21 protein-coding genes are annotated in these 19,374 nt (G+C 65.3%); 6 read left to right on the top strand and 15 right to left on the bottom strand.

The window, feature by feature from the left end:
* The coding region (locus tag QOC69_RS03080; protein ID WP_526436234.1) for a CHASE3 domain-containing protein at positions 1-859 on the bottom strand (859 nt) is incomplete at its 3' end.
* A gap of 270 nt (positions 860-1,129) precedes the next feature.
* Positions 1,130-1,342: a hypothetical protein gene (locus tag QOC69_RS03075; protein ID WP_526436232.1), complete on the bottom strand. Its 213-nt coding sequence runs from the start codon at positions 1,340-1,342 to the stop codon at positions 1,130-1,132.
* Positions 1,343-2,123: 781 nt separating this feature from the next.
* Between QOC69_RS03075 and QOC69_RS03070 the strand changes: the two genes are divergently transcribed.
* Complete coding sequence (locus QOC69_RS03070) at positions 2,124-2,780, top strand: response regulator transcription factor (protein ID WP_526436230.1); 657 nt, start codon at positions 2,124-2,126, stop codon at positions 2,778-2,780.
* On the opposite strand, the gene QOC69_RS03065 is transcribed toward QOC69_RS03070, so the two are convergent.
* On the bottom strand, positions 2,748-3,134 hold the full coding sequence (locus tag QOC69_RS03065; RefSeq protein WP_526436228.1) for a response regulator: 387 nt from the start codon (positions 3,132-3,134) through the stop codon (positions 2,748-2,750). The genes QOC69_RS03070 and QOC69_RS03065 overlap by 33 nt on opposite strands.
* 424 nt (positions 3,135-3,558) lie before the next feature.
* Here QOC69_RS03065 and QOC69_RS03060 point away from each other — a divergent pair, with 424 nt between their 5' ends.
* Positions 3,559-4,266: a sensor histidine kinase gene (locus QOC69_RS03060; RefSeq protein ID WP_526436226.1), complete on the top strand. Its 708-nt coding sequence runs from the start codon at positions 3,559-3,561 to the stop codon at positions 4,264-4,266.
* A 121-nt stretch (positions 4,267-4,387) separates the two neighbouring features.
* Here the strand turns inward: QOC69_RS03060 and QOC69_RS03055 are convergent, their stop codons facing one another.
* From QOC69_RS03055 to QOC69_RS03045, 3 genes are read right to left on the bottom strand one after another with little or no spacing between them, the layout of a single operon-like run.
* Positions 4,388-5,863 (bottom strand): catalase, encoded by a 1,476-nt coding sequence (locus QOC69_RS03055; protein WP_526436224.1) that lies wholly within the window; start codon positions 5,861-5,863, stop codon positions 4,388-4,390.
* Positions 5,864-5,899: 36 nt separating this feature from the next.
* Positions 5,900-6,526, bottom strand: a complete 627-nt coding sequence (locus QOC69_RS03050) for a glycosyltransferase (protein ID WP_526436222.1) — start codon at positions 6,524-6,526, stop codon at positions 5,900-5,902.
* Positions 6,523-7,242, bottom strand: coding sequence for an MIP/aquaporin family protein (locus tag QOC69_RS03045; protein WP_526436220.1), 720 nt, complete (start codon positions 7,240-7,242; stop codon positions 6,523-6,525). Before QOC69_RS03045 ends, QOC69_RS03050 begins: the two co-directional genes overlap by 4 nt.
* Before the next feature lie 348 nt (positions 7,243-7,590).
* On the opposite strand from QOC69_RS03045, the gene QOC69_RS03040 reads away from it, so the two are divergent.
* From QOC69_RS03040 to QOC69_RS03030, 3 genes are all read left to right on the top strand, one after another.
* The gene (locus tag QOC69_RS03040; protein WP_526436218.1) at positions 7,591-8,328 is read left to right on the top strand and encodes a VIT1/CCC1 transporter family protein; all 738 of its coding nucleotides are present in this window, start codon (positions 7,591-7,593) and stop codon (positions 8,326-8,328) included.
* 189 nt (positions 8,329-8,517) lie between these two features.
* Positions 8,518-10,053, top strand: a complete 1,536-nt coding sequence (locus QOC69_RS03035) for a GAF domain-containing sensor histidine kinase (RefSeq protein ID WP_526436216.1) — start codon at positions 8,518-8,520, stop codon at positions 10,051-10,053.
* Entirely contained in the window at positions 10,050-10,730 is a 681-nt protein-coding gene (locus tag QOC69_RS03030) for a response regulator transcription factor (RefSeq protein WP_526436214.1), read from the top strand. The genes QOC69_RS03035 and QOC69_RS03030 overlap by 4 nt, the downstream gene beginning before the upstream one ends.
* A gap of 20 nt (positions 10,731-10,750) precedes the next feature.
* Here QOC69_RS03030 and QOC69_RS03025 read toward each other — a convergent pair whose 3' ends face one another.
* The 8 genes from QOC69_RS03025 to QOC69_RS02990 all read right to left on the bottom strand — a co-directional run bounded on the left by QOC69_RS03025 (position 10,751) and on the right by QOC69_RS02990 (position 18,017).
* Entirely contained in the window at positions 10,751-11,773 is a 1,023-nt protein-coding gene (locus QOC69_RS03025) for a cupin domain-containing protein (RefSeq protein WP_526436212.1), read from the bottom strand.
* 53 nt (positions 11,774-11,826) lie between these two features.
* Positions 11,827-12,063: a hypothetical protein gene (locus tag QOC69_RS03020; protein WP_526436210.1), complete on the bottom strand. Its 237-nt coding sequence runs from the start codon at positions 12,061-12,063 to the stop codon at positions 11,827-11,829.
* A 156-nt stretch (positions 12,064-12,219) separates the two neighbouring features.
* The gene (locus tag QOC69_RS03015) at positions 12,220-12,915 is read right to left on the bottom strand and encodes a Crp/Fnr family transcriptional regulator (RefSeq protein ID WP_526436238.1); all 696 of its coding nucleotides are present in this window, start codon (positions 12,913-12,915) and stop codon (positions 12,220-12,222) included.
* A 110-nt stretch (positions 12,916-13,025) separates the two neighbouring features.
* Positions 13,026-13,310, bottom strand: a complete 285-nt coding sequence (locus QOC69_RS03010) for a hypothetical protein (protein ID WP_526436208.1) — start codon at positions 13,308-13,310, stop codon at positions 13,026-13,028.
* Positions 13,311-13,439: 129 nt separating this feature from the next.
* Positions 13,440-14,171, bottom strand: a complete 732-nt coding sequence (locus QOC69_RS03005) for an HAD family hydrolase (protein WP_526436206.1) — start codon at positions 14,169-14,171, stop codon at positions 13,440-13,442.
* Between the two features lie 32 nt (positions 14,172-14,203).
* The gene (locus QOC69_RS03000) at positions 14,204-15,037 is read right to left on the bottom strand and encodes a phosphotransferase (RefSeq protein WP_526436236.1); all 834 of its coding nucleotides are present in this window, start codon (positions 15,035-15,037) and stop codon (positions 14,204-14,206) included.
* Positions 15,038-15,396: 359 nt separating this feature from the next.
* Positions 15,397-16,092, bottom strand: coding sequence for a flavodoxin family protein (locus tag QOC69_RS02995; RefSeq protein ID WP_526436204.1), 696 nt, complete (start codon positions 16,090-16,092; stop codon positions 15,397-15,399).
* Between the two features lie 62 nt (positions 16,093-16,154).
* On the bottom strand, positions 16,155-18,017 hold the full coding sequence (locus QOC69_RS02990) for a LacI family DNA-binding transcriptional regulator (protein ID WP_526436202.1): 1,863 nt from the start codon (positions 18,015-18,017) through the stop codon (positions 16,155-16,157).
* A 53-nt stretch (positions 18,018-18,070) separates the two neighbouring features.
* On the opposite strand from QOC69_RS02990, the gene QOC69_RS02985 reads away from it, so the two are divergent.
* Positions 18,071-18,208, top strand: coding sequence for a hypothetical protein (locus tag QOC69_RS02985; RefSeq protein WP_526436200.1), 138 nt, complete (start codon positions 18,071-18,073; stop codon positions 18,206-18,208).
* Here QOC69_RS02985 and QOC69_RS02980 read toward each other — a convergent pair.
* Positions 18,198-19,190, bottom strand: coding sequence for an amidohydrolase family protein (locus tag QOC69_RS02980; protein WP_526436198.1), 993 nt, complete (start codon positions 19,188-19,190; stop codon positions 18,198-18,200). The genes QOC69_RS02985 and QOC69_RS02980 overlap by 11 nt on opposite strands.
* Positions 19,191-19,374 lie beyond the last annotated feature (184 nt).

Below are 19,374 nucleotides of genomic sequence, written 5' to 3'. Positions count from 1 at the left end.
CGCGCCGAAGCGCGGCCTGTTCGTCACTGAGCCGGGCTAGCTCGCCGACATGGTGCTGCAGTGACTCGGCCATCGAATTGAACGCGCGTTCCAGCACACCGAACTCGGCCTTGCTTGTCTCTGGCACCCGTGCGTCCAACTCCCCGGCGGCGATCCGCTCAGCCGTCATGGCCGTCCGACGAACCGGACGAACCACCCTTCTGGTGAGGTAAATCGTCATCAGTACGGTGATGAGCACCGAGGCCGCGAGTCCGCCAGCCGCGATGAAGGTCGCTCGCCGGTAATCGTGGTCGGCGTCGGCCTGGGCCGCCGCGCTCAGCTCGAACTCAGTTGTGACATAGGCGTCCAGCTGGCCCCGCAGCGAGTCCATTCGACGTTCCCCATCCTCGCTCGCCGGGATTCCTCGCACCCAAACCTCTCCGCGGCGTGCAGCATCCACCAGCGGTACCGCGTAGTCCCTGATGTAGGCAAGGGAGTCCGTCTCCAATTGTTCGGCTCGCTTCGCCTGCCGTGGATCGTCCACGATCCTCCGCAGCGTTGCGACCCTTTCCGGAAGCGTCCGCCGTCCGATTTCCCACTCTTCGAGGAAGCGGGGCTCTCCCGTGATGATGAACCCGCGCTGGCCTGTCTCCATGTCGATCAGCAGACGTCGCACGTCACGGGCCACGTTGACTTCCTGCAGGGAATGGGTGGCTACTGCCCTCGCCCGGCTCAAGTCCGTAAGTGCGACGTACAGGGCCACGTATGCCGCTATCGCGACGAGCACGAGAACGCCGGTCGCAAGCAGCAGTCGCGCCGTCAGTCCAGCCCGCCTCTTGGCCCACCTCGAAGGGAAGCGTGTTCTCGTCGCCGTCGACATCGGGTGGCACCGCCCAAACTCCCACCGAACTGCCGGAGGGACGATTCCCTCAGCCCGCAACCTCCGGCGCGTCGGAATCCGGTGCTTTGACCTACGAAGAATTAGAGCACGCGGCGTGGCGCCTGTAGCACCGCTTTCTCAGAAAGGCACCCTGGCGCACCACCCACCGCTGCGATCAGCGATGCGATGCCCACCGCGACCGCTGCGCCTCAAAACCATGGCGCTCAGGGCGGGAGTAAGAGCCTCCCTGCGCTGAGCGCGCGGTCGCGGTCAGTGGTTGTGGAATATCAGGGCGCCCGAATCCCCGCCGAATGGCTGTTGGTTTTGGGCGGCCGGTTGCGCGGCTGCCCCGGGTGTCGCGGTGACTTCGGCGTTGCCCGGGCTCTGGCGCACGGTGGCGTCGGCCGCTGCGATCGGTGCCAGTCCAATGGCTGCCGCGGAGGCGGCGAAGACCAGTGGCGCGACGATCCGCAGTTTCATCATTTTCTGTTTTCCCCTTACTTGGGTGACATCGCTTCCATGCGATGTCGGCTGAAAGTCGGGTTTCCGCAGATGTACTCGCGTCTGCGGATACCAGCGTGGGATCACCGGCGGCCGGTGTGCGGGCTGGTGACCGGACCGGACGACAATCCGGAATTCCACATCGTGGGTGCGTATGGGCCGAGGGGGTCAAAGCCTGTTCGGAGCAGTCGATCCGCCTCGGGCTCTACGCACTGGTAAGCCCCGGCGCAGTACGGCGAGGCATCGCGAGCAGGCGGAGTGACCCCAAGGAACTGTGCGCCAACACCGACCGTAGCCGCAACCACCATGGCGGCCGCGGTGGTTCCTACCGCCGGATGCACCGGCAGCCGGCTGCGCGTCGAACGGCCCGTGCTGACCGTAGTCATCATTTTCTCCGCATGCTTATTTGGGTCTCGGTATGTGTCTCAAGACTGCTCGACACGGACACCGTTGTCGTCGGCGCTAGCCACCGAAACTGCTTGAGAAGACCTGGAATCCCGCATTGCAGTTAGGTGGAATACTGATCGCCACCCAGAACGACTGCATCAAATCCATGCGTTTGGTCGAAGAAGTCGTCTAGGGACAGGCCCTGTGCCGCGGTGACGCGTTGGCCAAATCCCCCCGTTATCCGGACCGGGGCCGTTTACCTGCCAGCTTCGGTCTTGCTCGAACCTGGCACCGGTCTGTATCGGACCGGTGCACTATGTGTCACAGAGCGGTCGCCGACGTTCGGCAGGGCAACGAAACCCGGACCGACAGTAGGGTGGTGATCCGCGTGCGGGTGGTGGTGGCTGATGACGATCTGTTGCTTCGGGAGGGTTTGGCCAGCCTGCTGGACCGTTCGGGATTCGATGTCGTGGGACAAGCCGGCGACGGGGGGCAGCTGGTCGCGCTCGTTCGCGAGAGCACGCCGGACTTGGTGGTGGCCGACATTCGAATGCCGCCAACGCACACCACCGAGGGGCTCGATGCGGCGCGGGTGATCCGCGAGGAGTTCCCCGAAATCGCGATCTTGGTGCTCTCGGCGCACGTGGAGGTCGAGCATGCGATGGAGTTGTTGGCCAGCGGGCACAGCATCGGCTATCTACTGAAGAGTCGGGTCACCGATGTGGTGGATTTCGTGGAAACCCTGGAGCGGATCGCCAAGGGAGCGTCGGTGGTCGACCCCGCCTTGGTGTCTGAGCTGGTGTCGGCGCAGCGACGCGACGATCCGTTGGCGGCTCTTAGTGCGAGGGAGCGCGAGGTGTTGGCGTTGATGGCGGAGGGGCGTTCCAATGCTGGAATCGCCCATCGACTCTGGGTCACCGAGGGCACGGTGGAAAAGCACGTCCGCAGCATCCTGACCAAGCTGAATCTCCCGGAGGCCGGCGGTGATCACCGCAGGGTGCTAGCGGTGATCACCTTCCTTGAGGCTGGCTGACTCGCCGACGAGGTCGCGGATGGCCGCGCACGTCAAGGCGGACTTGGACAGGAACCCGACTGCCGGACTGGTCTCGATCATGTCCGCGAAGTCCTCGGCAGCGTGAGTGGAAATCAGTATCACCGGCGACGGTGTCGGCCCGCCAACCCGACTGAGTTGCTCAGCGAGTTCGAAGCCGCTCTCCACGCCGAGGTTGATGTCGACCAGCGTCACGTCGGGCCGCAATTCCTCGAAGAGCCGCAGCGCCTCGGCGCTGTTGGACGCCACGCCGACGACGGACACGCCCTGGCGCTTCAGAAGGCCGCGCGCGGCGTCGACGAAATCCGGGCTGTCATCGACGATTAGACAGCGCATCGGGTACCTCGCAGCGGCATGAGCTCACTTTCGCAGTGTCGGGGCAGGTACGCATCCCCAGTAACTGCAAATCTTGCACATGCGGGGACGAGTTCCAGCTGGCAGGTATCCAGAGATACACCCTGTGGGGGGCATCGATTGGCATTAGCGGTAGCGACATCGATGCGCCTGTGCGCATCGCTGATATTCGACCCGACGCAGGCCTGCCGAGGCTCGATGAGATTGGAACAGCATTGATCGCTCTCGTTTTGACCGGACGGTGAGTGCCACGTTGGGTGGTACCCGGAAGAGGTGCGCGGTCGAGGTGCGCGCAGCACGCGATTCTGATTCGGGGGCACCACCGATGCGCGCCCGCATGGTGTCGCTGTTGATCAGCCCGACGGCCCCGTGAGAGTTTTCGTTCCACGGTGAAAGCGTCCCGGCGATGGTATTCCGCACGGGCCGCGCCGCCCGGCGGGACAGCCACGAGAACGCGCCCTCTCCCGACATCCAATACCTCCAGGCGCCGGGGCTGCGTTCAGGCGCCGGTGTGCCGATTGTCGTGGGCGGCCGACTGTGGGGCGCGGCGAATGTCGGATCGTCGCGACCTGAGCCGCTGCCCGCAGGTACCGAGGCGCGCGTCGGGACTTCGCGGACCTGGTCGCCACCGCGATTGCGCACGGCGGAGGTATCGATGCCACCCGACTGGCGCGCGTTGCGGGAGAAGGTCTCTGACGCCGTTGCGGGTCTGACGGGTGTATCGGAGGATCTCCAAGAGATATCCCGCGGGATTCATCCGGCAATTCTGTCCAGAGGCGGACCGGGCCCAGCGCTCAAGACATTGGCCCGCCGCTCTGCCGTCCCAGTCCAACTGCGCCTCGGGACCGACAGACGGTTGCCCGAGGCTGCCGAAGTGGCTGCCTATTACGTTGTCGCGGAGGCGCTCACGAACGTTGCCAAGTATGCGCAAGCATCTGAGGCGAGGGTGGGTGTCGAGCCGGCTGTGCGAACTTGCGGTTGTCCATTGCCGATGACGGAGTTGGCGGTGCCGACTTGCGCAAAGGGTCCGGACTCATCGGGTTGGTCGACCGAGTTGAGGCGCTTGGGGGGCAGCTGCGGATCTCCAGCGTCCTCGGCAACGGCACGTCATTAGTGGCGACGTTCCCATTCGAAGGAAGTTGACCCCGCTCGGCGCGTTGTTCGTCGGTGATCTCAGAGTTGCTGGCCCGCGAATCTAGCCATGAGGATCACCAATTATGTTGGAAACGCTCGCATCATCCGTCAGTACCCACGACTGCGCCTGCGCGCACACCCTTCTCGACCCGCTCGCCCAGGTCCACGTCTACGTTGCGAAAGTACTCGAAGGCGCGTTCCAGGACCGGCTCGGACACTCCGTCGAGCAGGTGGCCGACGATGTTGCCCACCAACCGATCCCGCTCCTCGTCGTTCATTACGTCGCGCACCAGGGTGCCCGCCTGGCCCCAGTCGTCGTCGGCGGCGCGCAGCGTGTAGGCGGTACGGACGATCTCGCCGTCGGTGTGCCAGCCCGCCGGCTGGCCGTAGCGTTCGACGTCGGCGCGGGGACCGCCCTTGGAATTGGGCGAGTACACCGGGTCGGTGACGGTGTTGAAGCGCATCTGCCCGTCCTTGCTGTAACTGTGCACCGGTGACTTGGGCGCGTTGACCGGCAGCTGGTTGTAGTTCGCCCCGATGCGGTAGCGCTGCGCGTCGGGGTAGGCGAACATCCGGCCCAGCAGCATCTTGTCCGGGCTCGCGCCGATGCCCGGCACCAGGTTGCTGGGCGCCCAGGCGCCCTGCTCGATCTGGCTGTGGTTGTCGGTGGGATTGCGGTCCAGCGTCAGCCGGCCCACCTCGATGAGCGGGTAGTCGGCGTGCGGCCAGACCTTGGTCAGGTCGAACGGGTTGAACCGGTAGGTCTTGGCGTCCTCGAACGGCATGATCTGCATCTTCAGCGTCCAGGACGGGTAGTCGCCGCGCTTGATGGTCTCGAACAGATCCCGGGTGTGGTAGTCGGTGTCCTGCGACACCAGCGCGTCGGCCTCGGCCTGGGTCAGGTTCTCGACGCCCTGATCGGTGATGAAGTGATAACGCACCCAGACCTTTTCGCCTGCGGCGTTGATCCACATGTAGGTGTGTCCGCTGTAGAGGTTCATGTGCCGCCAGTTGCGCGGGATGCCGCGATCGCCCATCAGCCAGGTGACCTGATGTGCGGTCTCCGGGGACAGCGTCCAGAAGTCCCATTGCATGTCGTGATCACGAAGGTTGCTGTCCGCGCGGCGCTTCTGCGACCGGATGAAGCTGGGGAACTTCAACGGATCGCGAAGGAAGAACACCGGGGTGTCGTTGCCGACGATGTCGTAGTTGCCTTCGGTGGTGTAGAACTTCAGCGCGAAGCCGCGCGGGTCGCGCCAGGTGTCTGGGCTGCCGCGCTCACCGGCCACCGTGGAGAACCGGATCACCGTCTCGGTCATGGTGCCTGGCTGAAACACCGCGGCCTTGGTGAACGCGCTGACGTCGTGGGTGACCTCGAATCGACCGAAAGCACCCGAGCCCTTGGCATGTGGCTGGCGTTCTGGCACGCGTTCGCGGTTGAACTGCGCCAACTGCTCGATCAGGTAGTGATCGTGCAGCAGGATCGGCCCGTCCGGCCCGATGGTCAGCGAATGCTCGTCGCTCTCGATGGGGATGCCGGCATCAGTCGTGGTGGGAAGCGGTCGAGTCATCGTCATACCTTTCGATGGAGGGTTGGAAGGCTGGAGCTGGGGCTAGGCATACTTCTTCTCGTCCTCCGGCCACTGCCCGCTCAAGGGGTGCATGCGGTGGCGTTGCGCGACTTGGCTTGCACGGCTGCCCATTTGGTGTCTCAACTCGGGATGCGCCAACAGTCGCGCCACCGCGGCAGTCATCGCTGAAACGTCACCGGGCGCGTAGAGCAGCCCCGCGCTGTGCGGCATCACCAGCTCGGCGGTTACGGCGTTGGCGGGTGCCACCACGGCTCGACTGGCGGCCATCACCTCCACGAGCGAGTCGGCCATCGTCCCTGGGCCTGGAATCACGAGGTCGGCGGTGGCGAGCAATTGCGACCGCCGCTGCCCGACGGGTTCCTCGACCAGGACCAGTCGTGTCTGCAGGGCGCGCTCGGCCGCGCGCCGTACGACGAGGCTGCGGCCCACGCCCGTGCCCAGCAGCACCAGCTCGGTCAGACAGGTCCGTTGCACGGCAATGAACATGGCGGCCAGGTGTTGTGCGTGTTCCAGATCGTCGAACGGTCCGACGGCGACGATGGTGGCCACGTCGGGCACCCCGGGGAACGACCGGCCGAATGCGGTGTCTCCCCGGTCGCGGCGATGCAGGTGGATCATCGAACCCGGCCCCATCAGCACGCGGCTCATCGGTCTTCCCGGTTGAGTGCCAGGAACACGGCTCCGGCAGCGATCCCGGCGAGCACCTGCGCGACCAGGTACACCCACAACGTCGGCCAGGCGAACATCCCCATCACAGCAGCCCCGAGCGACACCGCCGGATTGAAGGCACCGCCAGAGATCGCTCCGACCGCGACCGCGCCGGCCACGACGGTGAACCCGATCGCCAGGCCGTAGAACGAGTTGTTCCGGTGGTCCTTGCTGGTCGCCACGTTGAGTACCACGTAGCACAACGCGAAGGTGAACAACAGCTCAACGACGAACGCCGCCAACTCCGTTCGGCCTCTCAGCAACATCGTCGCGCCGACTGCCGCGTGGGCCGGGTCGACGACCGTGCGTACGACCACCGCCGCGAGCAGCCCGGCACCGAGTTGCGCGACCCAGTAACCGACGGCCTCGTGGAGCGTGATCCGCCGACGCACCAGGACGGCCATCGTGACGGCCGGGTTGTAGTGACCGCCTGACAGGTGTCCGCCGGCGTAGATCATCACCATCAGGACCGCGCCGATGCCCAGCGGGGCGAGCGGGCTGCCGCTTCCGACGGCGGCCCCGACGGTGAACACCAGAAAGAAGGTTCCGATCGCCTCGACGGCGTACTTCACACCTGGCCGGGGACCGGTTACGGCGTCGGATGTTGGGTCGCCGGCGACGACACCGGCTGCGGGTTTTTGGGTGGCTGTTTGCATGGACTCTACGATCACCGCGACGGTGGCCTGTGTCTTCGAGGCTGGCGCCCATCTGCCAACCCCCGCCAGCCCTACCTCGCGTATACCGGCCAGCTGCAATGGGCAGGGTCAGACGGCAGGCGGTTGCGCAGAGCGACCGCGACACGCTGCGCGTTTACAGCTGACAGCCAAGCCGAGACTACCGCTGACAGGAACCCGTAACGGGTGTCAGCGGTGGCGACAGCGTTCGGTTCGATCGCGATCATGGCAAGCGAACGACGACAGATTGGGGAGAAACGACGTGACGACCACCACGTTGGCCGTCACGGCCGCCTCACCACGAGGTGCGCGCCCGACGGTTGGCACGACATGACGACGAGCGATATCGAATTGCATAGCGGTGCTGAGCATCCCGCGACGGAACCGCATGCACACAACGTGGCCGGCCGACTGAACTGGTTGCGCGCCGGGGTCCTTGGGGCCAATGACGGCATCGTGTCCACCGCCGGCCTGGTGGTAGGCGTTGCGGGGGCTACCGCAGCCAGGGAGGTGATCTTCACCGCCGGTATGGCCGGCCTGGTCGCCGGAGCAGTATCGATGGCCCTCGGCGAATACGTCTCGGTCAGCACGCAACGCGATAGTCAGCAAGCCCTGTTGCAGCAGGAATGCCAGGAACTCCGCGACACCCCCGAGGCCGAACTGCGCGAACTGACTGCGCTTTACGCTGCGAAGGGTCTGACCCAACAGACCGCACGCACGGTCGCTGAGGAGTTGACGGCGCACGACGCCCTCGCCGCCCATCTCGACGTGGAATTGGGCATCAATCCCGACGATCTGTCCAACCCCTGGCAGGCCGCGATGTCATCCGCCATCGCGTTCACCGCCGGAGCGGTCATTCCACTCATCGCGATCCTGCTTCCGCCGGCCAGCGCCCGCGTCCCCGTCGCGTTCGTCTCGGTGTTGTTGGCGCTGGCGTTGACTGGAACGGTCAGTAGCGTCCTCAGCGGCGCCCGCAAGACACGTGCGATCCTTCGCGTCGTGCTCGGTGGAGCGGTTGCAATGCTCGTCACCTACGGCATCGGTCAGATGGTGGGTGCTCCACGGTGACGCTGCCGATGCCGAGCAGGTTGGTTCCCAGGAACTCCACATCTTCGAGAATTACGCTCACATGTGCTGTCCTGTCCATTTCCGCGACGATCGTTTCCGAGAAGCTTGCAGGCGCTCGGCCAGCAGTCGTCAACGCCGGCGGTCCCCGTCGACAGCCAGCACGCTGATGCGGGAATAGGTCCGCCGCCGATGCGTGCTCGTCTGATCTCGCTGTTGCTTCGTCCAAAGACCCCGCCCGTCTGGCTGGGGCTGATGGTCGCCGCGTCGTTCATCGTCGCGGAGACCGGTGCCGTCCTCATGGGCGTGCAGGTCGCTCCTGGAGATGCGTTCGGGGTCGTGTACCTGCTCGGAGTCCTGGTGGTGTCCACGGTGTGGGGATTCGGGCTCGCTACGGCGACATCGGTGGCCAGCGCTCTCGCCTTCGATTACTTCCGAGGTTGGCCGGGCCCGTTCGAATTCGGCGCCGACGATTGGACGGTGGTGGGCGTCTTCGTAATGGTGGCCTTGGTGGCGAACACGCTGGCGTCTCTGGTGCGGACGCGGGCGGTCGAGGCGGATCACCGCCGCGGGGAGGCAGAGCGAAGCCGTGACCAGCTCCGGACGCTCGCTGAACTGCAGTCTTCGTTGCGACGGGTTGCCACGCTGGTCGCACGCGCGGCCCCTCCGTTCGAGGTGTTCGCCACGGTGGCGGGGGAGCTGGCGCGCTGCCTGGGTGTGCACCACTCGGCTCTGGTCCGGTTCGAGGTCGACGGCGGCTCGGTTCTGCTGGCCACTCACGACGACCGCGGGCCGCAGATGCCGCTGGGCACGCGGTTTGCACCCGAGGGCGAGCACATCGCGGCGATGGTCTTCCGCACGGGCCGCCCGGCACGGATGGACAGTCATGACAATGCTGCCGGTGCAACCGCAGCGATGGTCCGTGCGGCAGGCCTCGGCGCGGGGGTTGGAGCGCCCATCATGGTGGACGGCCGAGTGTGGGGTGCAGCCATCGTCGGTTCGTTCCAATGCGATCCGTTGTCCGACGACACCGAGTCCCGGCTCGGGGACTTCGCGGATCTGGTGGCGACCGCGATCGCCAACGCTGAAACCCGCGCCCAGCTCACTGCGTCCCGCGCGAGGATCGTCTCCGCAGGCGATGAGGCCAGACGCCGCTTCGAACGCGATCTGCACGACGGCGCCCAACAACGGTTGGTTTCGCTGGGGCTCAAGCTTCGGGATGCGGAAGCCGCAGTGCCTGCCGATCTCGAATCAGTGCGACGGCAGATGTCTGAGGTTGTCGATGGTCTGGTCGACGCATCCAAGGACCTCCAGGACCTCTCCCGCGGTATTCATCCCGCGGTTCTCTCGCGAGGCGGGTTGGCACCTGCACTCAAGACACTTGTTCGCCGCTCGACCGTTCCGGTTGAGCTCGACCTCGGCGTGGAGGGGCGGTTGCCCGACTGTGTGGAGGTCGCCGCGTACTACGTCGTCGCGGAATCGCTGACGAACGCCGCCAAACATGCGCGGGCATCCGAGGTGACGGTGAAGGTGGATACCGACGGTGATGACTTGCGACTGTCTGTTCGCGACGACGGGGCGGGTGGCGCCGACTCAGGCAGGGGATCCGGGCTCATCGGTCTTCGAGACCGTGTCGAGGCGCTCGGCGGACGCCTGCTGGTTTCCAGCCCGGTCGGTAGTGGGACATCACTGGTTGCGACGATCCCAATCCCGTTGCCGGTGCCATGAATAGCCAACTTGCGACGGCATCGGCGGCTCCGGTCCGCGTGGTCGTTGCCGAGGACGACGTCTTGCTTCGCGAGGGTCTCGTCAGCCTGCTGAGCCACTCCGGTTTCGAGGTTGTCGGGCAAGCCGGCGACGGCCCTGAGCTGCTGGCGTTGGTGCGAGCCACGACGCCGGAGTTGGTGGTGACCGACATCCGGATGCCGCCGACCAATGCCAACGAGGGGCTCGACGCGGCGCGGGTGATCCGCGCGGAGCTGCCCGCCACCGCCATCTTGGTGCTGTCCGCTCACGTCGACGTCGATCAGGCGATGGAGCTGCTCGGCAGCGGACACAGCATTGGCTACCTGTTGAAGAGTCGAGTCACCGATGTGGCCGACTTCGTCGACACCCTGCAGCGCATCGCCAAGGGGGCATCGGTGGTGGACCCCGTGCTGGTGTCCGAGCTGGTGTCGGCCAGCCGACGCGCTGACCCACTCTCCGTGCTGAGCGCACGAGAGCTCGAGGTACTGACGCTGATGGCTGAGGGTCGCTCCAATGCCGGTATCGCCCAGCGGCTTTGGGTCACCGAGGGCACGGTGGCCAAACACGTCGGCAGCATTCTCAGCAAGCTGGACCTTCCGGCAACCGACGACGCCCACCGCCGCGTCCTCGCGGTGATCACCTTCCTCGAGTCACGCTGACCGGATGTGAAGCGGCCGGCCTACCGTCGGTCGGAGAAGCGGATGTCCAGGCTGCGCAGGTAGGTCTGCAACCCGGCGTCCTGAATCGGAATCAGGTGCGCCGGGGCGCCCGACTCATTGAAGTGTGCGTGCCAAAGACCCGGTGGCGTGACGAACGCGCCTCCCGCCTCCCAGTCGACGCGGGTCGGGTCGACGATGTTGCCCCGCTCGTCCAAGTGAGTGCCCAGCAAGGTGTAGCACCCGGGCTTGGCGTCGAGAATCAGATCGAGGGCCACCGACTGGTGGCGGTGCGGGCGCTGCTCCTGATTCGGTGGCAACAGGCCGAACATTGCCCACAGCACGTGGGTGATGGTGAGGGTCTGCTCCTGCGCGGCGTTGGCCAACAGGACACTCACCCTGCTCTTGTCGTTTGCGCCAGGGCGCGATGCGATCTGATCCAGGTGAGCCACCACGTCGGTCCGCCGAAACTTCGTTGCACGAAAACGCGGTTCGGTGGCTCGCGCTCCCAGATGGCGCAACAGCGGCTCGTCGTGCACCCAGTACAGCGTCGCGTCGGTGTCGGCGTGGAACGTGGCACGGGTGGCGGCGGGCATCGTCAGGAAGTCGCCCTCCTCCCAGTGGACGAGCCGACCGTTGACGGCACTGACACCTCGTCCGCTGATCACGTAGTACAGCTGGGAGGTGGCATTGGGGCTCGTCTCGACCTGCTCGCCCCACTGAATGCGCACGAAGTTCGCGACCAGTGCCGGACTGGTGGCGGGGCCGTCGCTCAGGCTGAGTTCGTTCGAAAGATCCAGCGGGACTATTCGGGTGGGGCCTTCGGCATACAGCTCTCGACCAAAGGATGTGATCGGAACCGTTGACGTGTGCCCCGATCCGATGGGGTTCGCCGCCTTCGAATACTCGAAATATCGAGCGTCGTCGGCCCAATGGTCGAATCGCCCCTCGAATCCATATTCGGCCACATCGGTCATCGGTGCCGGGATGGTAGGGTCGAACGCATCCCCGCCGCCGTTGTCGGCGATCACCAGCTCCGTAGTCATGACTTCCTTCTCGTGTCGTGGGATACGGCAGCGACGCCGTCAGTCAGCGACCGTTACCGATGGCCGCCGGCCATGGGGTAGCCCATGATGCCGAACTCGGGGTACTCCGGCGCGTACTGAATGGGCGCGGAATCGTTGATCTGGACGTTGCCGGGTGTCTGGCATTCGGTGTCCGAGCCGATGTTGCTGCATCCGGTTGAACTTGCCGCCGCTATCGGCGCAGCGGAAATCGCAACGGCGCCAGCACCTGCCGCCAGCAGAAGGGTGATTGCACTGACTTTGGTCCGCACGCTCGATACTCCTTCACATAGGTGAGGGCCCAGCTGGGGCTCACTTCAGGATTGCCTTCCCGCGGACGTTTGTCGTCACGGCTGATGCCAATCCGCACCTGACGTCAGCCGGGGTCGATTGATGCCCGCCAGCACCCAGTGACCGGGCTTCCCGCCTTAGTGCGCTCGCCCGGCCAGGGACTCGGAGTCCGTGATCACCACGCTGTTGCCGTGCACCCGAATCCATCCGCGAGTGGTGAAGTCGCACAACACCTTGTCCACGGTCTCCGGCGCGGCTCCCACCAGCTGAGCGATCTCGTCGAGAGTCAGGCCGTGTGCGACGCGCATGGCGCCGTCCTCCTGGACACCGAACCGCTGCGCCAGCTGGAGTAGCCGTTTGGCGACTCGGCCCGCGACGTCGGTGAAGATGAGGTCGGCCAAGTCGTTGTTGGTGCGCCTCAGTCGTCGGGCCAGCACGCGCAGCAATCGCACCGCGATCTCCGGCCGGTCGGCGATCCATCGCCGGAGTGCGTCACGGTCCATCGTCACCACGCGCACGTCACTGATGGCGATGGCGCTCATCGTGCGCGGCCCCGGGTCGAAGATCGAGAGCTCACCGAACATGTCGGATGGCCCCATGATCGTCAGCAGGTTCAAGCCGCCATCAACGGTGCGCCGCCCGATCTTGACCCTCCCCGCGATGATGATGTAGAGATCGTCACTGGGATCGCCCTGAGTGAATATCGTTCGCCCTGACGGAAACTCGGTGCGCCGCAGATGCTTGGTGACTGCGGAGACCGCCGTCGGCGACACGCCCTGAAAGATCCCGGCCCTGGCCAGGACATGCTCCTCGCCGTCGGTTGCCTCAGCCAGGGGGACTCGGTCGTCGGGCCTGGTCTCCTGCGTGCGGACGCGGTCCGACAACCGGGTCAACCAGGACCCGGTGCGGACACTGGTCACCGTTCGTTCCACGTCGATGGCTCTCAGAACGGTCGGCCCATGCCCGGGTAGGCGGGGACGTAGGGGTCGACACCTGTCGGCACCAGCGGATCTTCTCCAGTCTGGAAGGGCTGTGCGGGCGCGGATGGTCCGGTCGAACCATGGACCGACGGGGTCTGTGTGACGGGCGTGTGGCCGGGAGCGGCGCTGGCGGCGGGTGAAAGGGCAACCGCTGCTCCAATGGCGGCCGCGGCCAACCACGGTGCGACATACTTGATGGCTGCTCTCATGGCGTTCCTCTTGATCGCGCCGTGGCCGGATTCGGCCATGCCACAAGCGTTGCGCCCCAGCAGATCAAAGTCAGCACTGCTGACGGCCATTCGACATTGGCGCTAGCTGGAGTCTCGCCGTTCCGCCTTAGCTGGGTCCTGCCGGGGGTGGCTGGAAGATCCGGACGCCTAGATACCGACGATGTCCAGCAGGTCGCGGAAGTCGGTGATCCGGTGGTCGGGCACGCAGTCCTCGTAGTACTTTGTGCCCTGATCGGAGTCGAACATGACGGTGCCCATGCCAATCTCGCGCGCGCCGTAGATGTCGCGGTGCATGTCATTGCCGACGTAGAGGGCTTTCTCAGCCGGTATCCCCATCCCGTCGAGGGCGAGCTGAAACAGCCGCGGATCGGGCTTTCGGAAGCCGTGGTCACCGGAGACGACGATGGGGTCGAAGCACGCCGTCAGACCGACCTTGTGCAGTTCGCCGCGGGCGTAGCTGCTCTGCCCGTCACTGACGATCGCAAGGGGAAAGCGCTCGCGCAGTTTTTCGAGCGTCGACCGGACGTGGGGGTACAGCTTGAGTTTCCGACGCGTCACGCCGCGGTAGATCTCGGCCAACGTCAGTGGCAGCTGCGTGAGTCGCTCGGGCGCCTTGGTCCTGGTGTAGTCGCTGGTGTGGTCATCGATGATGGACCGCCAGATCCGCACCGCATCGAATTCCGGGTACTGCTCGGCGCTTTCGCGTTGTTGGTCCTTGAGGCGCTGGAAGTACAGGTCGCGGATCTGGTGGCGGCGCAGATCGATGCCCTGATAGGTCAGGAAGTGCCCGACCGCGCGGAAGGCGTCCTCGCGATCGTCCTCGGTGCGGATCTCGATCAACGTGCCGTTGACGTCGAACGCGATGGCGGCGACATCCATGATGCGGTTACACCCTCTCGTGTGGTGAAGCGCTAGCAGGCCTGGAGCAGACGCTTGGCCTTGCGGACCAGCTTCGCGCCGTACTCCGGGGAAATGTAGTCGTTGCGGGCGACGCGCAGCAGATTGAGCGCCATGTAGTACGGCAACCGCGAGGTCATCGATGCGAACGCGCTTTGCCGGTCTGGGAAGTGGCAGCTGTACTCCCACAGGAAGTGCCCGATGAATGGCTCGGCGCGCCGACTGCTGCCCGTGGCGGACATGAACGCGTGTTGCAGTTCGCCGGCGACGCGGCCGACATCGAACATCCGATCGCCGCGCTTCATTCGCTCTAGGTCGATTGCGGCCACGTCCAGGCCGTGCCCGAAGAGAAAGTTGGCAGGTGTGGCGTCCCCGTGCAGCCATACTTGCCTGTCCTGCCACATCGCGGGCCGATCCCGCCATAGGCCCTGGAGCCACAGCAGTTCGTCGGCGTCCCATATCCCGATCCGCTGCCTGCGCTGCAGCCGGGCTACGAGCTGCTCGAAATAGCCGCAGTCGGCGTCGAAGTCGACGGATCTGCCGTTCGCTGTCCGATTGTGTTGCGTGGCGAGGAAATAACCCAAAGCCTTGAGTCGCCAGAACAGATGGGCGTCGTCGTGGCTGTGAATGGACCGCGAGATCGCCTGGCTGAACTGCTCTCCGGCGTAGAACTCCAGCGCCAGAACGCAGTTGATACCCGGATCGACGCCGAGCGGTCGGATCACATGGTGCGGGGAGCCGACCAGGTCGTAGCCGCGCAGTCGCTGCAGGCCTTCATACTCCCGGTAGGCAACTCCGGCGGCACGGTCGCGGTCCCAGCCGAACCTTTGGCCGTAGAACTTGCAGATGATCCTGGCGTGACTGTACTTCTCCTCGTAGGCATAGACCTCGTTGCTGCCGCGCAGTCTGAAGGCGCGAAAGGCCGGCGTCGGCCCATGAACACCGAGCTGATCGCGGGCGATGCCGGCGAGAAAGCCATGGAGTCGGTCGTCACCGTGGACGTAGCCGACGTACTTGCCGATAACGATGCCTCCTCGAAGCCATGCGACGGCGGGGTCGTGTACGCCGGATGGCTACCAACTGTTCATACAGTAGATGCTGCGTGTTTCATCGGCGCGTCAGATCTCGTGGTGCCGGGCAAGGTCGCAGGCAGCATTGTTCAGCTAAATAGAGCTGCGGACTGCGGCTACGACGGAGTCTCCGCTGATTACCGCGCGCCGCCGATGGAGAGGTCCGCCTCGGGGTCGGTGGCCGGCGGTACCGATCGGAGGTGTTCCCACACCTTGTTGGACCGCACGGTGTCGAGGCGGTAGTCGGTGACGCGGATGTCGTAGAGCCGCTCGGCAAGTCGACCGGCCGCCGAGACGGGATCGCTTGGGTCCACCACGATTTCGCCGCGGCTATTGGCCTGACCGACGACCACGCCGACGAGGTCTTGATTGAGGTAGCGGGTCAGTTCCTGGAACTGGGCGACCACGCCGACGGTGGCTCCCTGGTAGCTCTCCTCACAGGAGATCAGGACGCCCACCTTCTTGCCCATGATGCCGTCGATGACCCGTTCCTGCTGTGGTGCACTGTTGGCGGTGTAGCAGAACAGGCGGTCGAACACCGTCTTGAGCCGGCCTGGCATTCCGTAGAAGTACAGCGGCATGGCGTAGACGATGCCGTCGGCAGGCAGCATCTTCTCCAGGAGCAGTTCGCCGTAGCGATCGTCGAGGGAGCAGAGGCGATCGGAGACACGACGGCAGCGCCGGCAGTTGTCGAGCATCCGCTGGACGTAGTCGGCGAGGTATACGTGCTCGACGTCGTGCCCGGCCGACCGCGCGCCGTCGACGGCGGCACGGGCCAGCAGGTTGGAGTTGCCGTCCTCGCGGGCGCTTGCGCTGATCACCAGTGTCTTCATTCCGTGCTCCATGATAAAAGGTTTTTGCAGCCGACGGCAACAGGCCAGTGGCGCGTTGGCCGCTAGGCGCGTGCGGCGCTGCGCAACGTCGATCGGCGGATGTTCAACTCGGTCGGGACGATGACGGCTTCCTGGGCGGGTTGGTGGCCTTCGACCAGGTCGATCAGCAGTTCCACGGCGACGCCGCCGATGGTTCTGGGGTGGCAGAAGATGCCGGTCACTTCGGGGGTGGTGAGGTTGAAGGTGCTGCTGTCGACGCAGCTGCACAGGCCGAGATCGCGCGGGATGTCCAGCCCCAGTGTGCTCGCCTCGTGCAGGACGTCGAGCGCGATGTCCTCCGAGCCTGCGTAGATGGCGTCGGACGGGTTGGTCTCGGCGAGCAGTGTGCGCAGCGCGGCCTTCGCGGAGTCTCCCGTGCCGGTCTCCACGGTGCGCGCGGGGATGTCGTGGGCCTGCGCGAAGGTGGTGTAGGCGTCGATGACGTCGCGGGTGTATGACCGGGCGCGGTCGGTGATCATGGCTGCCGGGCGGCGGTAGCCCTGGGTCCAGAGGTGTTCGAGCGCGTCCAGGGCGGCGGCGCGATGGTCGTTGTCGACGACGTAGCGGTGCGGGTGCACTCCGGCGGTGCGGCCCGCGGTGACGACGGGGTGCGCGCTTGTCCAGTTCGGATCCAGCAGGCCTTCGTCGCCGTGGGGGTCGACGATGATGGCGCCGTCGACGGCGAAGGCGCTGATCGTGGCGGGTGCGACGCCGGGTGGGGTGAGCACCAGGGCGTAGCCGTGCTTGCCGGCTTCCTCGGAGGCGCCGTTGAGCACTTCGAGGAAGTATTCGGAGTTGGGGATGAGCATGCTCGATTGGCTGGTCGAGTCGAACGGGGCGATCTGAATCGCCAGGGTGCGGCTCTTGTTGGTGACCAGTTGCTGGGCGTGCACGTTGGCTTGGTAGCCGAGTTCGGTGGCGACTTCGAGCACGCGCTGGCGGGTCCGTTCGCCGATTCGCCCTTGGTTGCTCAGGGCGTGGGAGACGGTGGTGAGGGACACGCCGGCGGCCGCGGCGACGTCGCGGATGGTGACCGCCACCTCGACCTCCTCCGTGAACTGCCGTTCCATGATGTCAGAACGCGCGGTAGTGACCATCGTCAGACTCGCCGCGTCGACTGGACGGGTCGCCGCGGGGCGAAGAGTTCGGCGGGCTCGGGAAGGACCCGCAGAGCCAGGGGATAGAGGATGGCGGCGACGATGCCGGCGACGAGAAATCCGGTATCGAGTCCGCCGAGGAGTTCGGCGCCGGGCGAGGTGAACCACGCGTTGTTGGTGAACATCAGTCCGCAGGCGAAGGCAATGGCCCACACTCCGACGCCGACGTAGTTGAGCCCCCCCGGTGAACCAGTACATCCCGCCCTTCTCGCCGCGGTTGAACACCTGCAGATCGTCGGTGTGGTAGTAGCCGCGGCGGTGGAAGTGGCCGATGGTCAGGATGACGATCCAGGGGATCGACGAGCAAGCCAGCAGCGCGAGGAAGACCGCGACTCCGCCGGCGATGGCGGAGTAGAAGTGCCCGACGTACACCAGGACGGTGGCAACGACGCAGGCCAGCAGCGTGGCTTGCACCCGGTTGAGCCTCGGGATGATCGCCGAGGTGTCCAAACCCGTTCCGTAGGTGTTGATCACGGCTTGCGCCATGCTCGAGGCCAGCCCGACGTAGATGACGGCGGGGATGTACCACAGCGGTGCGGCGTTGATCAGCGCCAGCACGTAGGAGCTGTCGGCATCGGGAATGGTGTTGGAGTACAACACCGCGGAGGTGAACACGCCCCACATGAACGGGCCACCCATGCCGAACAAGCCGCCGAGGAACAACGCGCGCAGAATCGACCCGTCCGGGTGGCAGCTTGGGGGAGATGTGGCGGGTCCAGTCGCCGGCATAGGGACCGGAGTAGTGCGAGTCGAAATGTGTGCCGTAGACAAACAATCCGACGATGAGGCACATGCCGGCGGCGGGAATCATGATCTTCTGGCAGAACACCATGCTCGAATGCCCCAGCACCGAGACCACGGTGACGACCCGCCGCGCCGTGCCCGCGCCGTTTTGCGCGGGGCGGATACTCAGAGGTTGAAGATGTGTTGCGCGTTTCCCCTGCCGATCTTTGCCCGGTCGTTGTGGCTCAGCAACGACTTGTCGAACCATTCGACGGCATCGGCCATGCTCTCGTAGGGGTAGTCGACCGAGAACAACAGCCGGTCGCTGCCGATCTCGCTGATCGCGTTGAGCAGCGTGCGGGTGTGGAAATGCCCGCTGGTGGTGAGGATGAAGTTGTCGCTGAGGTACTCACTGACCTTGCGCCGGGCGATGCCCAGGCCGGCGCCGTCACGTTGCTTGTTCAGCCGATGCTCCAAGCGTGGTAGCAGGAAGGGCAGCCCTTCGCCGAGGTGGCCGAGGATGATCTGGATTCCGGGGTAGGTGTCGAACAGGCCGGACAGCATCAGGCGGACTGCGTGCGTGGCGGTTTCGTGTCCGAACCCCCACGCAGAACCGACCAGCGATTCATAGCCCTGGTAGATGCGTTGCTGACCCGGCAACGGTTCGCGGGGATGAAGGTAGACCGGAACGTTGAGCTGGGACACCTTGTCCCAGAATGGCAGGTTCACCGGATCGTCGAGGTAACGGCCGGTGTCGTGGTCACCGATGTTGGTGTAGCCGTTGATCAGAGCGCCCTTGGCGCCGAGTTCGGTGACGGCGCGTTCGAGTTCGGTGGCGGCGCCCTCGGGGTCCTGCATGGCCACGGCGGCGAAGAACCCCAGCCGGGTCGGGTAGGCATCCACATATTTCGCGCGCACCGTGTCGTTGGATTCCCGCGCCGTCTCGGCGGCCTGCTCGATGTCCAGGATGGACTGGATACCAGGCGAGGTCAGCGACAGGATCGTGGTTTCGATCCCGTAGGCGTCCATCAGCTCGATCCGCTCGTCGGTGTCGAGCAGTTTGGCTTCGACGTCGGCCATGTAGGTTGCGCCGTTACGGTCCGCCTCGCCCGCCGAATCCCACAGCGTGTTGTTGAGTTTGGTTGAAACGTGTTCTTCGAGTGCGATCTTTCCGCGCATGATCGGTTCCTTTACGGTCGTTGCGGGTTGGTGGGTTGGGGTCGGTTCGGCGGTGTTTTTGCTGGGTGGGTTATGCGGTTTTGTTGTGGTTCCATAGCCAGTCGGTGTATCGGTAGTTCGCGGTGTCGAGCTTTCGGAAGAGTTCGTTGCGGGCGATGCGCGCGGTTCCGTCGAGGTGCCATAG

This window comes from Mycobacterium sp., assembly GCF_032162105.1.
In the GTDB taxonomy this organism is placed as follows: Bacteria; Actinomycetota; Actinomycetes; order Mycobacteriales; family Mycobacteriaceae; genus Mycobacterium.
The sequence above is the reverse complement of the archived record's forward strand: the minus strand, read 5'-3'. Positions and strand labels throughout refer to the sequence as shown.

Excerpts from the sequence above, each read along its gene's own strand:
- QOC69_RS03045 (WP_526436220.1), bottom strand. The coding sequence starts at position 7,242 with ATGCAAACAGCCACCCAAAAACCCGCAGCCGGTGTCGTCGCCGGCGAC.
- QOC69_RS02980 (WP_526436198.1), bottom strand. The coding sequence starts at position 19,190 with ATGCGCGGAAAGATCGCACTCGAAGAACACGTTTCAACCAAACTCAAC.
- QOC69_RS03060 (WP_526436226.1), top strand. The coding sequence starts at position 3,559 with ATGGTATTCCGCACGGGCCGCGCCGCCCGGCGGGACAGCCACGAGAAC.
- QOC69_RS03050 (WP_526436222.1), bottom strand. The coding sequence starts at position 6,526 with ATGAGCCGCGTGCTGATGGGGCCGGGTTCGATGATCCACCTGCATCGC.
- QOC69_RS03025 (WP_526436212.1), bottom strand. The coding sequence starts at position 11,773 with ATGACTACGGAGCTGGTGATCGCCGACAACGGCGGCGGGGATGCGTTC.
- QOC69_RS02995 (WP_526436204.1), bottom strand. The coding sequence starts at position 16,092 with ATGAAGACACTGGTGATCAGCGCAAGCGCCCGCGAGGACGGCAACTCC.
- QOC69_RS03035 (WP_526436216.1), top strand. The coding sequence starts at position 8,518 with ATGCGTGCTCGTCTGATCTCGCTGTTGCTTCGTCCAAAGACCCCGCCC.
- QOC69_RS03005 (WP_526436206.1), bottom strand. The coding sequence starts at position 14,171 with ATGGATGTCGCCGCCATCGCGTTCGACGTCAACGGCACGTTGATCGAG.
- QOC69_RS02985 (WP_526436200.1), top strand. The coding sequence starts at position 18,071 with ATGAGGCACATGCCGGCGGCGGGAATCATGATCTTCTGGCAGAACACC.
- QOC69_RS03030 (WP_526436214.1), top strand. The coding sequence starts at position 10,050 with ATGAATAGCCAACTTGCGACGGCATCGGCGGCTCCGGTCCGCGTGGTC.
- QOC69_RS03065 (WP_526436228.1), bottom strand. The coding sequence starts at position 3,134 with ATGCGCTGTCTAATCGTCGATGACAGCCCGGATTTCGTCGACGCCGCG.
- QOC69_RS03010 (WP_526436208.1), bottom strand. The coding sequence starts at position 13,310 with ATGGCCGAATCCGGCCACGGCGCGATCAAGAGGAACGCCATGAGAGCA.
- QOC69_RS03055 (WP_526436224.1), bottom strand. The coding sequence starts at position 5,863 with ATGACGATGACTCGACCGCTTCCCACCACGACTGATGCCGGCATCCCC.
- QOC69_RS03040 (WP_526436218.1), top strand. The coding sequence starts at position 7,591 with ATGACGACGAGCGATATCGAATTGCATAGCGGTGCTGAGCATCCCGCG.
- QOC69_RS03075 (WP_526436232.1), bottom strand. The coding sequence starts at position 1,342 with ATGATGAAACTGCGGATCGTCGCGCCACTGGTCTTCGCCGCCTCCGCG.
- QOC69_RS02990 (WP_526436202.1), bottom strand. The coding sequence starts at position 18,017 with ATGCCGGCGACTGGACCCGCCACATCTCCCCCAAGCTGCCACCCGGAC.